Origin of the sequence: Streptomyces sp. NPDC048106 (genome assembly GCF_040706415.1) — a bacterium.
GTDB lineage: Bacteria > Actinomycetota > Actinomycetes > Streptomycetales > Streptomycetaceae > Streptomyces.
The window spans coordinates 255,877-273,503 of sequence record NZ_JBEZND010000005.1 but is presented as its reverse complement, the minus strand read 5'-3'; the positions used below and the strand labels follow the sequence as shown (position 1 = coordinate 273,503).

Genomic DNA, 17,627 nt, shown 5'->3' with positions numbered 1-17,627 from the left:
ACGGCTCGCGCATGGCTTTCGAACCGCCGCGGCGCCTGGTGCGGGCGCTCGGGGAGACGGCACCGGCCGGGGACGACTGGCTCGCCCGGCTGCCCGAGGTGACCGAACGGGCCGTGGAGCGGCGGGAGTTGACCGTCGAGCGGGTTCAGGTGCCGGGCGGCCGCAGCAGCCTGGTGCTGCTGGTGCGGCGGGCGGACGGCACCCCGGCGGTGCTGAAGCTGGCCCCGCCGCGGGCCCGGCCTGAGAGCGAACGGGCGGCGCTGGCGCACTGGGGCGGGCGCGGTGCCGTACAGCTTCTGGAGTCGGACGCGCGGGACAGTGCGGAGGGGGTGCTGCTGCTGGAGCGGCTGCATCCGGACGTGTCCGTGCGGTCGCTGCCGGAGGCGAAGGCGCTGCTGGAGGCGGCGGGCACGTTGCGGCGGCTGTGGGTGCGGCCGCCGGCGGACCATGTCTTCGAGACCGTCGCCGAGCGCACCGGGCGGCAGGCGGTGGCGATGCGGGCGGGGGCCGAGCGGGACCCGGACGTGGCGCCGCTGGTGGACGCGGCGCTCGCGGCGCGGGACGCGTTGCTGGCGGCACCGCAGGAGGACCGGTTGCTGCACGGCACGTTCCGGCAGAGCAAGGTGCTGGCCGGGGACCGGTTGCCGTGGCTCGCGGTGGGTCCGGACCCCGTGGTCGGGGAGAGCGCCTTCGATCTGGCGCGGCTGGTGCGGGACCGGGTGGAGGATCTGATCGCCTCGCCCGCCGGGGCGTCGATCACCCGGCGGCGGATCAAGCGGCTCGCGGAGTCGCTGGAGGTGGACCAGGAGCGGTTGCGCGGGTGGACGCTGTTCCGGGCGGTGGAGTCCGGGGTCCGCGCGGTGCGGGTGGGGCGGCCGAAGGACGGGGAGTTGCTGCTGGAGTTCGCGGGTTGGCTCCAGTAGCCGTTCGCTCCGGGGACGCCGATGCCCCCGGGAAGGCTCCCGGGGGCATCGGCGGTGATCCGGTGTCAGGCGGTCAGGCCGTCAGGCGGTCAGGCGCGCGATCGCGTCCTCGACGGACAGTTCCTCGCGCTCGCCCGTCTTGCGGTCCTTCAGCTCCAGGACGCCCTCGGCCGAGCGGCGGCCGGCGACGAGGATCTGGGGGACGCCCATCAGTTCGGCGTCGGTGAACTTGACGCCCGGGGAGACGCCGGCGCGGTCGTCGACGAGGACGCGGACGCCGGCGGCGGCCAGCTTGTCGGCGACGTCGAGGGCCAGCTCGGTCTGCACGGCCTTGCCCGCGGCGACCACGTGGACGTCGGCCGGGGCGATCTCCTTGGGCCAGCACAGGCCCTGCTCGTCGGCGGTCTGCTCGGCGAGCGCGGCGACGGCGCGGGAGACGCCGATGCCGTAGGAGCCCATGGTGACGCGGACGGGCTTGCCGTTCTGGCCGAGGACGTCGAGCTTGAGGGCGTCGGCGTACTTGCGGCCGAGCTGGAAGATGTGGCCGATCTCGATGGCGCGGTCCAGCTTCAGGCCGGTGCCGCACCGGGGGCAGGGGTCGCCCTCCTGGACCACCACGACGTCCACGTACTCGTCGACCTCGAAGTCACGGCCCGCGACGACGTTCTTGGCGTGCGTGTCGGCCTTGTTGGCGCCGGTGATCCAGGCGGTGCCGGGGGCCACGCGGGGGTCGGCGATGTACTTCACCTTCTCGCCGAGGCCCTGCGGGCCGACGTAGCCGCGCACCAGGTCGGGGCGGCCCGCGAAGTCCGCCTCGGTGACCATCTCGACGGTGGCGGGGGCGAAGTGCTCCTCGACCTTGCCCATGTCGACCTCGCGGTCACCGGGCACACCCACGGCGACGATCTCGCCGTCCACCTTGACCAGCAGGTTCTTCAGGGTGTCGGAGGCCCGCACGCCGAGCGAGGCGGCCAGCGTCTCGATCGTCGGGGTGTCGGGCGTGGGGATCTCCTCCAGCGCGGGCACGGCGGAGCCGTCGACGGGCTGGAGCGCGTAGTTGATCGCCTCGGTGTTCGCGGCGAAGTCGCAGTTCGGGCAGTCCGCGAAGGTGTCCTCGCCGGCCTCGGCGGGGGCCAGGAACTCCTCCGACTTCGAGCCGCCCATGGCGCCGGCGGTGGCCGCGACGATGCGGTAGTCCAGGCCGAGGCGCTCGAAGATCCGCTGGTAGGCCTGGCGGTGCAGGGCGTAGGACGCGGCGAGGCCCTCGTCGGCGAGGTCGAAGGAGTACGAGTCCTTCATCAGGAACTCGCGGCCGCGCAGGATGCCGGCGCGGGGGCGGGCCTCGTCACGGTACTTGTTCTGGATCTGGTAGAGGATCACCGGCAGGTCCTTGTAGGACGTGCACTGGTCCTTGACCAGGAGGGTGAAGATCTCCTCGTGCGTGGGGCCGAGGAGGTAGTCGCCGCCCTTGCGGTCCTTGAGCCGGAACAGCTCCTGGCCGTACTCGTCCCAGCGGCCGGTGGCGTCGTAGGGCTCGCGGGGCAGCAGGGCGGGGAGCAGCACCTCCTGGGCGCCGATGGCGTCCATCTCCTCGCGTACGACGCGCTCCACGTTGGCGAGGACCTTCTTGCCGAGCGGCAGCCAGGACCAGACGCCGGCGGCGGTGCGGCGGACGTAGCCGGCGCGGACGAGGAGCTTGTGGCTGAGGACCTCGGCGTCCGCCGGGTCGTCGCGCAGCGTCTTCGCCATCAACTGGGACATGCGCTGGACCGGTGCGTTGGCCATGGTTCTCGTACTCCTGCCGGATAAGCGGTGATGGCATAGGAGGTTAGCCGGGCTCGCCGCGAGGGCGGAAATCGGTTATCGCCTGCGCAGCGGCAGCGGGGCCCCCATGACCGCGTACGGGCGCGGTGCGCTCGGGAAGTGGACGCGGCGGGCGAGGTCGACGTAGCCCAGGGAGTGGTAGAGGCCGCGGGCGGGGCTGTCGGTGTCGATCGCCGAGAGGATCGAGCGGGGTTCGGTGGCGGTGTCCGTGATCATGGTGATCAGACGGCGGCCGATGCCCCGGTTCTGGTGGTCCGGGTGCACGTGCAGCTCGGTGATCACGAAGGAGTCGTCCAGCCAGGAGTCGTTGCCGGCCGCGCGCAGGTACGGCTCGACGACCGTCGACCACCAGTGGTGGCGGGAGTTCGGCATGCCGTAGACGAAGCCGACGAGGAGGCCGCCGGCGGTGGCGCCGAGGGCCCGGGCGCCCGGGAACTGCATGTGGCGCTGGACGATCTGGCGCCGTACGGCGACTTCGTCCGGGCCGAGGCCGAACGCGACCGCTTGGACCGCCAGTGCCTCGTCCACGTGGGCTGACAGGTCCAGGGGGCCGATCACTAGGTCCATGCCGGGAGGGTACCGGGGTTCAGAACAGCACACTCATGAAGGCGCCGATCTCCTGGAACCCCACCCTGCGGTACGTGCGGCGCGCCGCGGTGTTGAAGTCGTTGACGTACAGGCTGGCCACGGGGGCCACGTCGGCCAGGGCGTAGCGCAGGACCGCCGCCATGGCCGGGGCGGCGAGGCCCTTGCCCCGGTGTTCGGGGGCCACCCACACGCCCTGGATCTGGCAGGCCTGGTTGGTCGCCGCGCCGATCTCCGCCTTGAAGAGGACCTTGCCGTCCTTGCCCAGGCGGGCGAAGGAACGCCCCGAGCCGACGAGTTCGGCGACCCGGGCCTGGTAGAGCAGGCCGCCGTCACCGCCCAGCGGGGAGACGCCGACCTCCTCGGTGAACATCGCCACACAGGCCGGCATGATCGTCTCCATCTCGTCCTTGCGGACGCGGCGGACGTAGGGGTCCGGGGCGATGTCGTCGGGCATGCGGTCGGTGACCATCAGCGGCTGGCGGGTCCTGACCTCGCGGGCCGGGCCCCAGTGGGGTTCCAGCAGGCGCCACAGCGCGGCGGTGGCGTCGGCGGGGCCGACGATGGAGGAGCAGCGCCGGCCCGCGCGCCGGGCGCGGTCGGCGAAGCCGCGCACGGCGCGGGGGGTGGCGCAGATCGGGACCAGGTTGGCGCCCGCGTAGCACAGGGACGTGAGCATGCCGTGCTCGTACCAGCCCCACATCTCGCCGCCGAGGCGCCAGGGGTCGAGTCCGGCGATCTGGACGCGTGCGGCCACGAAGGCGTTCACGACCGGCTCGCGGTCGAGGACGGCGAGCGCGGCGTCGAGGTCACTCGGATCGAGCACCCGTGAGGTGGTCTGGGTCAACACGTGGGGGGGCCTCACCCTGGGGTTTGCGCTGGTCTTGGCACTATAGCCGCGTGTTCCCGGCGGCGCGTCGAACAGTCCGGGATCCCGGAGGACGGGGGATCGGCGGCGGCCGGGCGGAGATTTCTGTACGCGGCGGCTCCCCGATCGATTTCACCCCAGGTTCGTTGCGAACACTGTCGACATAGTCACTCAGTTTGCAGTTGTGAACGAGGACCTACGATCAGATCGCCTTCCCAGTGGCCGGGAACCGCCCGGTCCTCGACCTCGGCAGGACGCTGGGAGATCATCACCATCTCAGCGGTCGCACCCGCCGCAAGCCTCGCCGCACGCAGTGCGACCGCGATCTCGCGGCGCAGGCCGCCTCGGGCCTGGACGTAGATGGCCTGGCAGATCGTCTCCGGACTCACCCGCATGCTCTCGTCGTCGGGGAACTCGATGACCACAGCGTGACTTAAGGTGCGGGTTCGGCCGGGGTTGTTCGTGGTTGTTGCCGTCACTACTGCCGTCAACGGTCTTGACCGATCCGGCGGGCACTCACGCGGTGACTCGGCGGTCGGCAGGAAGAAGCTCGGCCAGGTCACCACCAAGGACGTCCGCGCCTTCCTCGACCAGCTCCGCACCCGCTGCCAGTGCTGCGCACGCGACCAAGACGCAGGAAACGGCTGCTGCTGCTCGATCGGCGTGTGCTGCGGCAAGCGGCTGTCCCCGCTCACCGTCGCCTACGTCCACTCCGTGCTCAAGGCCGGGCTCCAGCACGCCATACCCGAGGACGAACTGCCGCGCAACGTCGCCCGGAACGTCATCACCGCTACCACCCGGCCCCAACGCGTCGAGCCGCTGACCGCCGTCGAGGCCCGCCAGGTCCTCCAGGCCGCCGAAGGACACCGCCTCCAGGGCCCTGTTAGAACTCGCCCTGGGCACCGGACTCCGCAAAGGCGAGTTGCTCGGCCTGTGCTGGGGCGACCTCGACCTCAACAGCGGCACCGCCAGCATCCGCCGTACCCTCCAGCGCACCCACACCCGGGGCCTGACCACCCTGCCCACCAAGACCGCCAGCTCCGAGCGCCGCATCGCCCTGCCTACCGAGTGCATCCGCTCACTGGACCGACACCGCGAGCGGCAGTGTCAGGAACGAGTCGCTGCCGGGACCGCCTGGCCCGACAGTGACTACGTCTTCACCGCGCCCACCGGCCAGCCGATCGGCCCCAGCAACCTCACCCGGGCCTTCAACGCGCTGTGCCCCCAAGCAGGAATCCGCCGCATCCGGTTTCACGACCTCAGGCACTCGGCGGCCACCCTCCACTGGAACAGGGCGTCGAACTCGTCGTGATCAATGAACTCCTCGGCCACGCCCACATCGGCGTCACCGCCCCGCCGTCTACGCCCACGTCCGACCCCGCCTCCAGCGCCAGGCGATCAACACCCTCGGCGACGCGCTTCGAGGCCCCGAGGCCCCTGACACCCCGCCGCACGCCGCAGCCACCTGTGACCCACCCGAATACGCCGGAGCCCCCGCGAGTACCTCGTGGGGGCTCCGGGCGTCCGGCTGCGTTGCCGTCACCTGCGGCGGGTCTCTACCACCCCGATGAAACGCGCGGGCTCGACGCGCCAGAGCCGGGCCCAGAGATAGCCACTATTCACCGGTTCTTTTATCACGTACCCGGATACATGAAGCCACGGAAGAAAAGTCTTCACTCGCCCATACCATGTAACCGAATCCGGAACTTCGGAGCATGATAAGAACCAGGGATTCACCTTCGAACCTAGACAGCTCCTCGACAACTCTCCGGAGCTCATTGGCCATCCCCGTATCCAGTGCCGACGCAGTCTCCTGCCTGGCGCCGTACAGCTCAATCCAGTATTCTTTCGCCTCCAGATCCCCTGCGAGCGTTTTCGTGCGCTTATCTTCCAGCAGGTTTCGCCAGTCCTCGACCGCAGACACTTCCGCAGACAGAAGATACTGCATGACCAACCCCACGAATACTTTTCCTGCTACTTCGATCCTCATCCGTTCACTGCAGCCTCTCTGCGCCACGAACTGCATCATTTATAAAGACTTCCGATTCGCCGAAGTAGTCTGGCGACTCAACTGTCGGATACTGCTCAGCCGGCACGCGTAGAACGACGCCTCCCTTGGCCCTTTGAAAGGCCAAGTCCTTGTTGGTTGTCCAGGACACTAGATCGCTCAGTCCCTTAACTCCGCCATTGTGTTCTTCAGGCGTCAATTTCGGTCCTGGTTTCCCCCAACCCGTGGGCACTGCGTCACCATTCATAGCAGCCTCGTAGTCTGGATGATCGGGCCAAACTCCCCGGTATAGATAATCCGTCTCATCACAGTTATGAACGAGTACCGGCGTGGCCCCCGCCAGCACATAGTACGTGTGCTACGCGACCCCTCTCTATCTGCGTATTCGCAGATCAGCGACGGTTTCGGGTTCCGCTGGTGTCCGTGGTTGTGCGGGGGAATCCGTGGGTGTTGCCGTCGCTACTGCCGTCAGGCGGTAGGGGCCGCGCGCTGGCGCCGTACCTTGAAGTGGTGATGGTGCAGGGGACTTTACTGCCATGCGCCGGGCTCGGCACGGAGAAGGCTACGGGTGGTCTGTTCGTACAGCTCGTGGCCAGTGGCGGCGCAGTGTCCGGCGATCCAGCGGGTCAGCTCGTCCTGGGTGTGCAGGGTGCCGGAGGTGGCACCGCAGTTGCGGTCTTCGCCGGTGACGCACTCCGCCGCGACGGTCGGCAGGGCCAGGGGGTCGGGGACGGTGGTCACGTGGTACTCGCGGAAGCGGTAGCGGCCACGGACAGTACTGCGGGCCGGTACGTCGGTGTTCGTGGCTTCAGACATCGTCATCCTCCTCCTTTTCCTCCTCCAGGTCCGGGAGGCGTTGTCCGCGTGAGTCGGCGACCCGGAGTGCGTCAGCCAGGGCTTCGGTCAGCCGGCAGGCCAACCAGCGGTATTCGGTGGCCGACAGGATCTTCGCGCCGGGGGCCGTGGTGTCTCGGGCGTACTCCAGCAGCTCCGCACCATACCGAGTTGTACCGACTCGATGTTGTCGGCAAGGGTGGCGAGGTAGCCGCGGCCGTCAGTGCTGAGGTAGCAGGGCTTCCCTTCGGCGGTGGCCCACGGCAGCAGGCGCGGCCCCTGCACTGCGGGACCCTCTGGCCACGGTGTCGCATGCTCAGCCATCGTGTTGCCCTCTCCTCGACTCGACCCGGGGTTGCTGATCAGCGTCTCGCTGGCGTGAACCTTGCGGAGGAGCCAGCGTGTCTGCCTTGCTGTCTGCCAAGCTGGTGGGGTGCGGGAGACGGTCGGGGAACTGGTCAGGCGGCTGCGTCTGGCGCGTGGTTGGAGTCAGCGGCGGCTCGCCGAGGCTCTGGCTGAAGCTGCTCCTGGGCGCGTTCCGCCGACGCGAAATGACGTGTCCCGTTGGGAGATCGGGACGCGGTCTCCGCGGGAGTGGCTGCCCTTCCTCGCCCGGGTGTTAGAGGTGCCACGCGAGATGCTGGAGGTGGCGAAGGCCGTTCAGCCGGTCGAGTCCGCGCCGCGTGTCCTGTCCGTGGCCGACTTCCTGCCGGAGGGCGACCCGCTGGCCCCGTTGTGTGCTCGTACGGGCCGCCGGATCGGGTCCGGGCAGGTGGCCGATCTGGCCCAGCGGGTCCACGGCCTCCGGCTGGCCGATGACGTTGTGTACGGCAAGGACCTGATCGGGCCCGCCCTGCGCGAGCTGCAGGCGGCGGTGAAGCTCTACCGCGAGGGCACACATACTGAAGAGGTGGGGCGCGAACTGCTCGGGGCCATCGGGGAGTTGGCGCAGATCGCCGGGTGGGTTGCCTCCGATGCGGGGGAGCATGCCGAGGCGGAGCGCATCTATCGGCTCGGCATGAGCGCCGCGCAGGCCGCCGGGGACGGCGTGCTGTCCGGGAACGTGGCGGGCTCACTGGCCTACCAGTGGAGCAACACTGGCCGGACAGCGGACGCAGTGGGACTGGCCCGCGCCGCGCTGGAGGATGCGGGTCCGGGCGCCCCGGCGAAGGCTCGCGCGCTGTACCTGGACCGTGTCGCCTGGGCGCATACCCGTGCCGGGCAGGACCGCCCGGCGATGGCCGCCCTCGGGGAGGCGGCCGAGGCGCTGTCCGAGGACTCGGCCGGCACCGAATCTCCGTCGTACCTGTACTGGATGGACGCCGGGGAGTTGCAGGTCATGGAGGCCCGCGTCTATACCGAACTGCGGCGCCCGCTGCGGGCCGTGCCGCTGCTGACGGATGTGCTCGGACGATACGACGCCAGCCATGCGCGGGAGTTGGCGCTGTACCTTTCCTGGCTGGCGGTGGCCTACGCCGACGCCAACGAGCCCGAGGCCGCAGCCGAGACGGCGGGTCGGATGCTCACCCTTGGGCAGAGCGGCAGCGAACGCACGGCGGAACGCACGCGGATCGTGCTCGATCGCCTGCGGGCCTATCGCGACGTGCCCGAGGTCGCCGAACTGCTGGCGTCCTGAGCGCCCTCGGAGTTGGCCGTCCGCCAGCCGGAGTCAGCCTCCGGCAGATTCCGGGCCTGAGCGGGTGGGGTCCCTCGTCGGTCGGGCAGCTTCGCCGGACCAGGGTTCTCCGGGGGCCGCCAAGGCTCACTCCGTGACGCGTGCGCTCGGCCTTGGCGGCCCCCGGGGGTTCCTGGTACGCCTCCGGTAACCGGGCGACGAGGGAGCCCACCCGCGATCCGCGACCACTCACCCCGACGAAGCCGCACCCGCACTCGGTCCCGCCGCCCCTCAGAGGGAGGGCCGGGGTCTGGGGCAGCGCCCCAGGTGGTTCGCTCTGCTGACTGCTGCGCGCCCGGACCGGCGGGGTTGTCGCCAGCGAGGCGGAGACAGGAGCGGGCGGCGGCCCCGCAGGGCCGGAGCGCGCGCGGGCCGCGCCAGCGGGCCGCCTTGATCCAGTAAAGAAACTCTGAACAGCTCCGCTCTCTGCGGCGCGTCCTGTGCCTACTGGGTGTGGCGCATGCCTCGGCGGTCCAGCGCGGACCGAAGCTCCGCTGCTCGCTTCGCCGCTTGTCCTGGGTCGATTTCGCCGCGCCGACGTGCACGGCGTTTTTGGGTCTTCGACCATGGCGTTGATCCGTGCCATGATCGCGTCGAGGTTGGCGTGGCCAGGTCCATTCCGGCCGCGTTCGCCGGGGTCAGGCCCAGCACCGCGCCGGACACGGAGAACGTCGCCTTGTCCTCGGTCCTCGGCAGGGGCCGCAGCACATGCAACTGCCGCTGCGGCCCCTGGTGGTCGAGGCCGGCCACCGACCGATTTCACGACCTCAGGCACTCAACTGCGACCTTGCTTCTGGAGAACGGCGTCGAGCTCATCGTCATCGAGGAACCCCTCGGCTCCCACAGCGGCGTCACCGCAACCGTCCACGTCCACGGCCGACTCCGCCTCCAGCGAGACGCCATCAACGTGCTCGACACGGCGCTCGACTGCGCTAAAACCAGCACGCCCGAAGGCGACGACGCACCAACCTGCGCAACCCGCGTCCGCTGACGTTGCCGTCAACTACTGCCGTCACCACCACGCAGAAGCCCCACCAGGATGTCCCTGGCGGGGCTTCAATTTACTGTCGCGAATCCATCGGGGCACGGCTTGTTGCCATCATCACGGCACCCTTGCGCAGGAGAGCTGACGTGCCCACGGGCGGATTGCCGAGCGGCGCGGACCTACTCACCTGTCCGCGGACCCCTGGCAAGTTCCCTGGAGAACGGAACCCAGCCCCTCTCCCACTACCCCTCAACCACTCAGTCAGGGTCAACGTTCCCAGCTCGCGAGTTGATCGATGAGGACCCTAAGTGCTTCCTGCAGGCATCTAGGTCCGCTTGCCGCATGAAGAACACGGCCATCAGACCAATAATGAAGCCAGCGGTCCTGGGATATTTCCACCACCACTCGATCCAGCACACAGCCTTCGGCAGCTGTGCCCGAAAGGTCGAAACTGACTAGCCAGCCTGGATTGTCGATAGTCTCGACTTTGATACCAGAACCATGCTCCCACTCTCCATTACAGTGGCTTGCATACCAGTCTTCGAGCCTGGCCAGCAGATTCAGGTCGTTCATTTCGACGCACCTCCTTCCCAATCACCGCCACGTCTCCTCCCATGGTTCTGTTGCTCTAGCAGTGCCATCGGGAAGGTTTACGTGGGGCGTCGGTATTACTTCACCAGTGACCTTGTCATAGTGAGGGACCCCCTGCATGTCGACGCGCTTCACCAGTTCCCAGGGAGCAGGATTACGGGGGTTCGACTGCTCGGCCCACTCAGCATAGTGATTCACCTTTCCAGTGGATGCATCCCTCCGGAAAGTCACATGGGGGCCTTCGGCATTTGGATCCGGTCGCAATCCTTTAGGACGCCCGCCAGCTGCGCAATTGTGAACGAGTACCGGCGTAGCCCCCGCCAGCACATAGTACGTATGCAGGCCGGCGATGGTGAGGTCGTACGTGACGGCGGTGCTGTGGTAGTTGCGGATCTTGGTGACGGTGGCGTAGGTGCCGTCGGGTTCGCGGAGGTGGGTTCCCGGGGTGAGGCGGGAGGCGTCGGTCCACTGGTTTGTGGTGGCGTTCCAGAAGGGGTGGTGCCAGGTGGTGGTAAGGGACGCGCTGGTGGGTCTGGTGTGGTTCTTGCCGGGTTTGGTGGTCCGGATCGTGAGGTTGGTGAAGTCGCGGTCGGTCGTGGTCTTGATGACGCGTTCGACGGTGTGGGCGGCGGTGACTCCGGTCTGGGGGTCGGTGGCTTCGACCTTGTCGCCGACCTTGATGTTCTTGATGGGCTCGCTGTGGCCGTCGGATTTCAGGACCGGTGTGGATCCGGTGAAGCTGTGCGGCTTTTTCAGACAGGCTGTAGCTGCCTTCTCGGCGACGGACGCTCCGTCGTCCTCTGCTGCTTCCAGTGCCGCTACTTCGAGTTCGTCCTCGCCTCCGGTGGCGACGAAGCCGAGGACGAGCGTTCCCGCCTTGATGCATCCGCCGAGGGTGGGGTTCGTCGCGCATCCGACGACGTCCTTCGCGCCCGAGTAGTCGTAAGCGACGCTGGCGGCCTTCTTGAGATAGGAAGTCCAGCTGGTGCCGGACGACTTCTTCTTGGGCTTCGGCTGCGGGTGCGTCGTCTGGTAGTAGTAGGCGTCCCAGTCGCGGTTGTAGTCACTGAGGTAGTTCTGGTACTTCTGCGTGGATTTGCCGTGGCTGTCGGTGTAGCCCTCGTCGTGCATCCAGTCCTGGAGCACATGCGCGTTGCCGAATGACCCGAATTGCGGGTCGACGAGCATTTGGCCGGTGGGGTCGGAGTAGGTGACGGGGTCGTTGCCGGAGTATTCGTAGCCCCCGAGCTGGGTGGGTGATGTGGTCTCCAGGACGGGGTCGGCGGAGATGAAGCGGCCGGTGGTGGGGTCGTATTCGCGAGCGCCGAGGTTTTCCGGGCCGGTTGATGTGTCGGGAGTGCCGCCGATGTAGCCGTCGTCGCCGGGCCAGTTCGTGGGCGGGGTGCCGCGGTCCTGGCCGAAGGGCAGGTAGGCACGGCGGGTGACGGCGTAGGTCAGGTAGTCGCCCTCAGCGACGTCCAAGCCTGGAACTACACCCTCGACGCCGACCAGGTGACGGCCCTCTACGACCAGATCCCCTCATGACCGACGGCCACCACTGACAGGCGGGGGCGCGACAGACCATACGTCGCGCCCCCGCCGTCGTGCTTCTCTCAAGCCTGTACGAGCCCCAGGAATGCCTGCCAGGCCGTCGTCGGCACGGAGAGGGTGGGGGCGGTGGTGGGGTTCTGCTTGGAGTCGCGGATGTGGATGGTGGTGGGGCAGGTGGCGATCTCGACGCATTCGCCGCCGGCCCCGCTGCTGTAGCTGGACTTGCGCCAGGCGAGGGCGACTCGGACGCACTCCCCGCCATCGCCACTGCTGTAGCTGCTCGTGAACCACATGAGGTCCGACGACTTTTCGACGTTCATGTCTCTCCCAGCAACTTCTCTACGAATGCTACCGACTGACGTGGTGTCAGGGATTGCGCGCGCAGGAGACCGTACTGCTCCTCCGCCTCCCTGACCGTCGAGCGGTCAGTGAAGAGGCGGCTGTGCTTGTGCGCCTCCACGTAGGCGATCCTGCGCCCTTTCGTCGTCTCGATCAAGGTGAATGGACCGTCGAGCGCCCCATGCTCCTCACGGTCATTCGGCATGACCTGAATCTCCACGTTACGCCGCTGGCTGTCCAGCAGGATCTGCTCCAACTGGCCGCGCCAGGTAACGAGTCCACCCAGTTGCCTGCACAGAACGGACTCCTCCAACACGAAGGTAACCGTGGGCGCCGGTTGTCGCGCGAAGATCTCCTGCCGGGCCAGTCGTGCCGTCACCCGCTGCTCGATCGTCTCCGCACTCAGCACCGGCCGCCACATCGTGAACACCGCCCGTGCGTAATCCTCCGTCTGCAACAGACCCGGCACCGCCTGTACGGCGAACACGTGCAGCGCGACCGCCTGCTTCTCCAAGGCCGCCGCATCCCTGAAGAACGCCGGATACTGCGCCCTCTCCATGTCCTCGACGAAGTCGATCAGCAACCCGCCCGCGCCCAGCACCTCGTCCGCCTGCCGGATGAACTTGCCGTTCGGGATCCGCCTGCCCACCTCGTACGACGTGATGGTCGCGGCCGAGTAACCGGTACGGCGGCCCAACTCGGCGCGTTCCAGGGCCGCTTGGACACGTAGCCGCTTCAGCACCCGCCCGAAGACGAGCGGAATGCCCGAGCCCGGCGACTCCTGGTCTTCCTGTGCTTCCTGCGTTTCCTCGCTCATGTACACCCCCAATGGCCTCGCGCCACCCTCGGTCACGGTGCGCGCGTGTACAACGGCGCCCGGCCCTTGTACAACGCCTGGTGGTCCTGGGGCTGCCGCTGTTCAACGCTACTGAGCGTGCGGGACCGTAACCGCGTGAAACCAGAAATCTCCACCCAGGAATTCGCCATGCGCTTCACCTCCACCCCGCGTGGCGCGCGGCTCGCCCGGCGGCTGGTCTCGCTGCGGCTGGACGAGTGGGGGCATCCGTACGACGGCGGGGTCAACGAGACCGTGACGCTGATCGCCGCCGAGTTCGCCGCCAACGCCGTACGGCATGGGCACGTACCCGGGCGGGACTTTCATCTGCGGCTCGCCGAGGAGGGCGGGGTCGTACGCCTGGAGGTCTCCGACACCCGGACCGAGCGGTTGCCCGAGCCTCGGGTGCCGTGCGGGGAGTCCGGCCGGGGGCTGATCCTGGTCGAGGCGCTCGCCGACAAGTGGGGGGTGGCGCCGCGGCAGCCCGGTAAGACCGTCTGGGCGGAGGTACGGCTGAGTCCCGCCACCGAGGGGTGACGGGACTCGTGATGTCGTACGGGTCAGCCCGCCACCGAGACCGACGGCTCGCCGGACTCGGCGCCCTCGTCCTGCATCTTCTCGGCCAGCTTCATGGCCTCCTCGATGAGGGTCTCGACGATCTTGGACTCGGGGACGGTCTTGATGACCTCGCCCTTGACGAAGATCTGGCCCTTGCCGTTACCGGAGGCGACGCCGAGGTCGGCCTCGCGGGCCTCGCCGGGGCCGTTGACGACGCAGCCCATGACGGCGACGCGGAGCGGGACCTCCATGCCGGTGAGGCCCGCGGTGACCTCTTCGGCGAGCTTGTAGACGTCCACCTGGGCGCGGCCGCAGGAGGGGCAGGAGACGATCTCCAGGCCGCGCTGGCGCAGGTTCAGCGACTCCAGGATCTGGATGCCGACCTTGACCTCCTCCACCGGGGGCGCGGACAGCGAGACGCGGATGGTGTCGCCGATGCCCTGGGAGAGGAGGGCGCCGAAGGCGACGGCCGACTTGATGGTGCCCTGGAAGGCGGGGCCGGCCTCGGTGACGCCGAGGTGGAGCGGGTACTCGCACTGCGCGGCGAGCTGGCGGTAGGCCTCGATCATGACGACCGGGTCGTTGTGCTTGACGGAGATCTTGATGTCCCGGAAGTCGTGCTCCTCGAAGAGGGACGCCTCCCACAGGGCGCTCTCGACCAGGGCCTCCGGGGTGGCCTTGCCGTACTTCTGGAGCAGGCGCCGGTCCAGGGAGCCCGCGTTCACGCCGATGCGGATCGGGGTGCCGTGGTCCTTGGCGGCCTGGGCGATCTCCCTGACCTGGTCGTCGAACTTCTTGATGTTGCCCGGGTTCACGCGGACCGCGGCGCAGCCGGCCTCGATCGCGGCGAAGACGTACTTGGGCTGGAAGTGGATGTCCGCGATCACCGGGATCTGGGACTTGCGCGCGATGGTGGCGAGGGCGTCGGCGTCGTCCTGGGTCGGGCAGGCCACCCGGACGATCTGGCAGCCGGACGCGGTCAGCTCGGCGATCTGCTGGAGGGTGGCGCCGATGTCGGACGTGCGGGTCGTGGTCATCGACTGGACCGAGACGGGCGCGTCTCCGCCGACGGGCACGGTTCCGACCTGGATCTGCCGGCTCTTGCGGCGTTCGGCGAGCTTGGTCGGAACGGACGGCATGCCGAGAGAAATCGCAGTCATCTGCTGTGCAACCCCAAGTCGTGGATCAAGATCCGGCCCCGTGCTACGGCGGGCTCCAGGGTCCGAGATTACGGCACCGACGCGGGCGCGGGCACATCACACCCGGGAATTGCGCCCGTTTGCGGACGGCCCGGCACGGCACGGGAAGCGGCCCGGAACCCCAGGGTCCCGGGCCGCCGTGAACGCCGGGGGCTAGGAGATCTTCACCGGGTTTACCACGTCCGCGATGAGCACCAGGACGGTGAAGCAGACGAAGATCCCGGCCACCACGTAGGCCAGCGGCATCAGCTTGGCCACGTCGAACGGGCCGGGGTCCGGGCGGCGCAGCACCCGGGCCAGGTTGCGCCGCAGCGCCTCCCACAGGGCGCCGGCGATGTGGCCGCCGTCGAGGGGGAGCAGCGGGAGCATGTTGAACAGGAACAGCGAGAGGTTGAAGCCGGCGAGCAGCATCACGAACATCGCCACCTGCTGGGAGGCGGGGATGTGCAGGGTGGCGATGTCGCCGGTGATGCGGGCCGCGCCGACGATGCCCATCGGGGAGTCCGGCTGGCGCGGGGCGTTGTCGAACGCGGCGTTCCACAGGGCCGGGATCTTGCCGGGCAGGGCGGCGAGGGAGTCGACGGCGTCGCCGACCCGGTCGGTCATCCAGGTCACGGAGTCGCCGAAGCCCTGCTTCTCCACGCCGGTGGCGGGGCTGAAGCCGAGGAAGCCGGCCTTCACGGTGCCCTCGACGTAGTTGCCGCTGGAGTCCTTCTTGGCGACCTCGTTGGTGGCGATCGTGGCGTGCAGGGTCACCTGCTCGCCCTTGCGGTCGACCACGATCACGACGCTCTTGCCCGCGTCGGCCCGGATGAGGTCCGAAAGCGTGTTCCAGTCATTGGTCGCATGACCGTCGAAGGAGACGATCCGGTCGCCCGCCTTCATGCCGGCCGTGGCGGCGGGGGACGCGGGGTCGGACTTCTTGCAGCTGTCGCGGTGCTGGCTCTGCGCGATGACGCAGGGCGAGACGGACTCCACGTGGGTGGTTTCCTTCTGGATGCCGAAGCCCATCAGCGCGACGAGGAACAGGGCGACCGCGAGGATCAGGTTCATGAACGGGCCCGCGAACATGACGATGACGCGCTTCCACGGCTTGCGCGTGTAGAACATGCGCGTCTCGTCGCCGGGCTGTAGCTCCTCGTAGGCCGCGGAGCGGGCGTCCTCGATCATCCCGCGCCAGGGCGAGGTGGAGCGGGCGGAGATCCGGCCGGCGTTGTCCGGCGGGAACATGCCGATCATGCGGATGTAGCCGCCGAGCGGGACCGCCTTGATGCCGTACTCGGTGTCGCCCTTCTTGCGCGACCACACGGTGGGGCCGAAGCCGACCATGTACTGCGGGACGCGGATGCCGAAGAGCTTGGCCGTCGACAGGTGCCCCAGCTCGTGCCACGCGATCGAGACGAGCAGACCGAACGCGAAGACCACTATGCCGAGGATGAACATCAAGGTCGTCATGCACGCGCCTCCGCGGTCGCCGTCTTGGCTGTGATCTCACGGGCCCGGGTCCGTGCCCAGGTCTCCGCTTCGAGGACGTCCGACACCGTGAGTGAAGTTCCCGTGTCCGGGGTGCCGTGTTCCTCGACGACCCGGGTGACGGTCTCCATGATCCCGTTGAAGGGCAGCACGCCGTCCAGGAAGGCCGCGACGCACTCCTCGTTGGCCGCATTGAACACCGCCGGCGCCGTCCCCGCGAGCCGCCCGACGTGCCGGGCGAGATTCACCGAGGGGAACGCCTCGTTGTCCAGCGGGAAGAACTCCCAGGTCAGGGCCTTGCTCCAGTCGAAGGCGGGCGCGGCGTCCGGAACCCGTTCGGGCCAGCCGAGACCGATGGCGATCGGGCCCCGCATGTCCGGGGGCGTGGCCTGGGCGATCGTCGACCCGTCGGTGAACTCGACCATCGAATGGACGTACGACTGGGGGTGGACGACCACCTCGATGCGGTCGAACGGGATGTCGTACAGCAGATGCGCCTCGATGACCTCCAGGCCCTTGTTGACCAGGGTCGCGGAGTTGACCGTGATCACCGGGCCCATCGCCCAGGTGGGGTGGGCGAGCGCGTCCTGGACGGTGACGTCCGCCAGGTCCGCCTTGGTACGGCCGCGGAAAGGGCCGCCGGAGGCGGTGACGACCAGCTTGCGCACGTCGGCGCGGGTGCCGGAGGCGAGCGCCTGGAAGAGGGCGGCGTGCTCGGAGTCCACGGGGATGATCTGGCCGGGCTTGGCCAGCGCGGTGACCAGCGGACCGCCGACGATCAGCGACTCCTTGTTGGCGAGCGCGAGGGTGCGGCCCGCCTCCAGGGCGGCGAGGGTGGGCGCGAGTCCGATGGAACCGGTGATGCCGTTCAGCACGGTGTGGCAGTCGGAGGCCGCGACCTCGGTGGCCGCCTCCGGCCCGGCGAGGATCTCGGGCAGCGGCTCACCGGGCCCGTACGCGGCGGCGAGCGCCTCGCGCAGGGCCGGCACGACGTCCTCGCGGGCGACCGCGACGGTGCGCACCCGCAGCCGGTGCGCCTGCTCGGCGAGGAGGGCGATCCGGCCGCCGTTGGCGGACAGCGCGGTGACGCGGAAGCGGTCGGGGTTGCGCAGCACGAGGTCGATGGCCTGGGTGCCGATGGATCCGGTGGAGCCGAGGACCACCACGTCCTTGGGGCCGTCGCCCGCGAGGGGGTCGTAGACGAGGTGGGGATCGGCGAGGGGTGCCGGACGGGCAGGGCTGTCGGTCATCCCCCCATTGTGGCCGCACCCGGTGGCGGCCAGGACAGGGTGTCCCCCCGGACGGACGCGTGGCGCGCTCCCGGCACCCGCGAACGTGATGTTCCGCTCATGGCGCCCATATGAAGATCACCACGCCCG

17 protein-coding genes and 3 pseudogenes are annotated in these 17,627 nt (G+C 68.9%); 5 read left to right on the top strand and 15 right to left on the bottom strand.

Features of this window, described 5'->3' with window-relative positions; genetic code table 11:
* Positions 1-11: 11 nt before the first annotated feature.
* Entirely contained in the window at positions 12-923 is a 912-nt protein-coding gene (locus AB0927_RS07475; RefSeq protein WP_366666580.1) for an aminoglycoside phosphotransferase family protein, read from the top strand.
* Positions 924-1,004: 81 nt separating this feature from the next.
* Here the strand turns inward: AB0927_RS07475 and AB0927_RS07470 are convergent, their stop codons facing one another.
* From AB0927_RS07470 to AB0927_RS07455, 4 genes and pseudogenes are all read right to left on the bottom strand, one after another.
* Positions 1,005-2,708 carry a proline--tRNA ligase gene (locus AB0927_RS07470; protein ID WP_366666579.1) on the bottom strand — a complete coding sequence of 568 codons (1,704 nt, stop codon included), beginning with the start codon at positions 2,706-2,708 and terminating at the stop codon, positions 1,005-1,007.
* A 75-nt stretch (positions 2,709-2,783) separates the two neighbouring features.
* Positions 2,784-3,314, bottom strand: a complete 531-nt coding sequence (locus AB0927_RS07465; protein WP_366666578.1) for a GNAT family N-acetyltransferase — start codon at positions 3,312-3,314, stop codon at positions 2,784-2,786.
* 19 nt (positions 3,315-3,333) lie between these two features.
* Positions 3,334-4,182 (bottom strand): GNAT family N-acetyltransferase, encoded by an 849-nt coding sequence (locus AB0927_RS07460; RefSeq protein ID WP_366666577.1) that lies wholly within the window; start codon positions 4,180-4,182, stop codon positions 3,334-3,336.
* 212 nt (positions 4,183-4,394) lie between these two features.
* Positions 4,395-4,637 (bottom strand): annotated as a pseudogene (locus tag AB0927_RS07455) (IS30 family transposase); the annotation flags it as partial.
* 100 nt (positions 4,638-4,737) lie between these two features.
* Between AB0927_RS07455 and AB0927_RS07450 the strand changes: the two are divergent.
* Positions 4,738-5,771, top strand: a pseudogene (locus AB0927_RS07450) (site-specific integrase); the annotation flags it as partial.
* 44 nt (positions 5,772-5,815) lie between these two features.
* Here the strand turns inward: AB0927_RS07450 and AB0927_RS07445 are convergent.
* The 3 genes and pseudogenes from AB0927_RS07445 to AB0927_RS07435 form a co-directional block, all read right to left on the bottom strand.
* Positions 5,816-6,229: a hypothetical protein gene (locus tag AB0927_RS07445; protein ID WP_366666576.1), complete on the bottom strand. Its 414-nt coding sequence runs from the start codon at positions 6,227-6,229 to the stop codon at positions 5,816-5,818.
* A gap of 507 nt (positions 6,230-6,736) precedes the next feature.
* Entirely contained in the window at positions 6,737-7,024 is a 288-nt protein-coding gene (locus tag AB0927_RS07440; RefSeq protein WP_366666575.1) for a hypothetical protein, read from the bottom strand.
* Positions 7,017-7,366: pseudogene (locus tag AB0927_RS07435) on the bottom strand (hypothetical protein). Before AB0927_RS07435 ends, AB0927_RS07440 begins: the two are co-directional and overlap by 8 nt.
* A gap of 313 nt (positions 7,367-7,679) precedes the next feature.
* On the opposite strand from AB0927_RS07435, the gene AB0927_RS07430 reads away from it, so the two are divergent.
* Positions 7,680-8,678, top strand: coding sequence for a transcriptional regulator (locus tag AB0927_RS07430; RefSeq protein WP_366666574.1), 999 nt, complete (start codon positions 7,680-7,682; stop codon positions 8,676-8,678).
* Between the two features lie 483 nt (positions 8,679-9,161).
* Here AB0927_RS07430 and AB0927_RS07425 read toward each other — a convergent pair whose 3' ends face one another.
* Positions 9,162-9,467, bottom strand: a complete 306-nt coding sequence (locus AB0927_RS07425; RefSeq protein ID WP_366666573.1) for a hypothetical protein — start codon at positions 9,465-9,467, stop codon at positions 9,162-9,164.
* 37 nt (positions 9,468-9,504) lie between these two features.
* Here AB0927_RS07425 and AB0927_RS07420 point away from each other — a divergent pair, with 37 nt between their 5' ends.
* Positions 9,505-9,708 carry a hypothetical protein gene (locus AB0927_RS07420; protein ID WP_366666572.1) on the top strand — a complete coding sequence of 68 codons (204 nt, stop codon included), beginning with the start codon at positions 9,505-9,507 and terminating at the stop codon, positions 9,706-9,708.
* Positions 9,709-9,969: 261 nt separating this feature from the next.
* Here the strand turns inward: AB0927_RS07420 and AB0927_RS07415 are convergent, their stop codons facing one another.
* From AB0927_RS07415 to AB0927_RS07400, 4 genes are all read right to left on the bottom strand, one after another.
* Positions 9,970-10,275: an Imm53 family immunity protein gene (locus AB0927_RS07415; protein WP_366666571.1), complete on the bottom strand. Its 306-nt coding sequence runs from the start codon at positions 10,273-10,275 to the stop codon at positions 9,970-9,972.
* 21 nt (positions 10,276-10,296) lie between these two features.
* Complete coding sequence (locus tag AB0927_RS07410) at positions 10,297-11,775, bottom strand: RHS repeat-associated core domain-containing protein (RefSeq protein WP_366666570.1); 1,479 nt, start codon at positions 11,773-11,775, stop codon at positions 10,297-10,299.
* Positions 11,776-11,906: 131 nt separating this feature from the next.
* Positions 11,907-12,164 carry a DUF397 domain-containing protein gene (locus tag AB0927_RS07405; protein WP_366666569.1) on the bottom strand — a complete coding sequence of 86 codons (258 nt, stop codon included), beginning with the start codon at positions 12,162-12,164 and terminating at the stop codon, positions 11,907-11,909.
* Positions 12,161-13,000: a helix-turn-helix transcriptional regulator gene (locus AB0927_RS07400; protein ID WP_366666568.1), complete on the bottom strand. Its 840-nt coding sequence runs from the start codon at positions 12,998-13,000 to the stop codon at positions 12,161-12,163. Before AB0927_RS07400 ends, AB0927_RS07405 begins: the two co-directional genes overlap by 4 nt.
* A 135-nt stretch (positions 13,001-13,135) precedes the next feature.
* Between AB0927_RS07400 and AB0927_RS07395 the strand changes: the two genes are divergently transcribed.
* Positions 13,136-13,555 (top strand): ATP-binding protein, encoded by a 420-nt coding sequence (locus AB0927_RS07395; RefSeq protein WP_366666567.1) that lies wholly within the window; start codon positions 13,136-13,138, stop codon positions 13,553-13,555.
* A 23-nt stretch (positions 13,556-13,578) separates the two neighbouring features.
* Here AB0927_RS07395 and ispG read toward each other — a convergent pair whose 3' ends face one another.
* The 3 genes from ispG to dxr all read right to left on the bottom strand — a co-directional run bounded on the left by ispG (position 13,579) and on the right by dxr (position 17,498).
* Complete coding sequence (ispG, locus tag AB0927_RS07390) at positions 13,579-14,736, bottom strand: flavodoxin-dependent (E)-4-hydroxy-3-methylbut-2-enyl-diphosphate synthase (RefSeq protein WP_366666566.1); 1,158 nt, start codon at positions 14,734-14,736, stop codon at positions 13,579-13,581.
* Positions 14,737-14,928: 192 nt separating this feature from the next.
* Positions 14,929-16,230: a site-2 protease family protein gene (locus AB0927_RS07385; RefSeq protein WP_366666565.1), complete on the bottom strand. Its 1,302-nt coding sequence runs from the start codon at positions 16,228-16,230 to the stop codon at positions 14,929-14,931.
* Positions 16,227-17,498, bottom strand: a complete 1,272-nt coding sequence (gene dxr, locus AB0927_RS07380; RefSeq protein ID WP_366666564.1) for a 1-deoxy-D-xylulose-5-phosphate reductoisomerase — start codon at positions 17,496-17,498, stop codon at positions 16,227-16,229. The genes AB0927_RS07385 and dxr overlap by 4 nt, the downstream gene beginning before the upstream one ends.
* Positions 17,499-17,627 lie beyond the last annotated feature (129 nt).

Coding starts and splice junctions, on each gene's coding strand:
- AB0927_RS07415 (WP_366666571.1), bottom strand. CDS start 10,275: ATGAACGACCTGAATCTGCTGGCCAGGCTCGAAGACTGGTATGCAAGC.
- AB0927_RS07400 (WP_366666568.1), bottom strand. CDS start 13,000: ATGAGCGAGGAAACGCAGGAAGCACAGGAAGACCAGGAGTCGCCGGGC.
- AB0927_RS07430 (WP_366666574.1), top strand. CDS start 7,680: ATGCTGGAGGTGGCGAAGGCCGTTCAGCCGGTCGAGTCCGCGCCGCGT.
- AB0927_RS07385 (WP_366666565.1), bottom strand. CDS start 16,230: ATGACGACCTTGATGTTCATCCTCGGCATAGTGGTCTTCGCGTTCGGT.
- AB0927_RS07440 (WP_366666575.1), bottom strand. CDS start 7,024: ATGTCTGAAGCCACGAACACCGACGTACCGGCCCGCAGTACTGTCCGT.
- AB0927_RS07465 (WP_366666578.1), bottom strand. CDS start 3,314: ATGGACCTAGTGATCGGCCCCCTGGACCTGTCAGCCCACGTGGACGAG.
- AB0927_RS07405 (WP_366666569.1), bottom strand. CDS start 12,164: ATGAACGTCGAAAAGTCGTCGGACCTCATGTGGTTCACGAGCAGCTAC.
- ispG (WP_366666566.1), bottom strand. CDS start 14,736: ATGACTGCGATTTCTCTCGGCATGCCGTCCGTTCCGACCAAGCTCGCC.
- AB0927_RS07470 (WP_366666579.1), bottom strand. CDS start 2,708: ATGGCCAACGCACCGGTCCAGCGCATGTCCCAGTTGATGGCGAAGACG.
- dxr (WP_366666564.1), bottom strand. CDS start 17,498: ATGACCGACAGCCCTGCCCGTCCGGCACCCCTCGCCGATCCCCACCTC.
- AB0927_RS07445 (WP_366666576.1), bottom strand. CDS start 6,229: ATGATGCAGTTCGTGGCGCAGAGAGGCTGCAGTGAACGGATGAGGATC.
- AB0927_RS07475 (WP_366666580.1), top strand. CDS start 12: ATGGCTTTCGAACCGCCGCGGCGCCTGGTGCGGGCGCTCGGGGAGACG.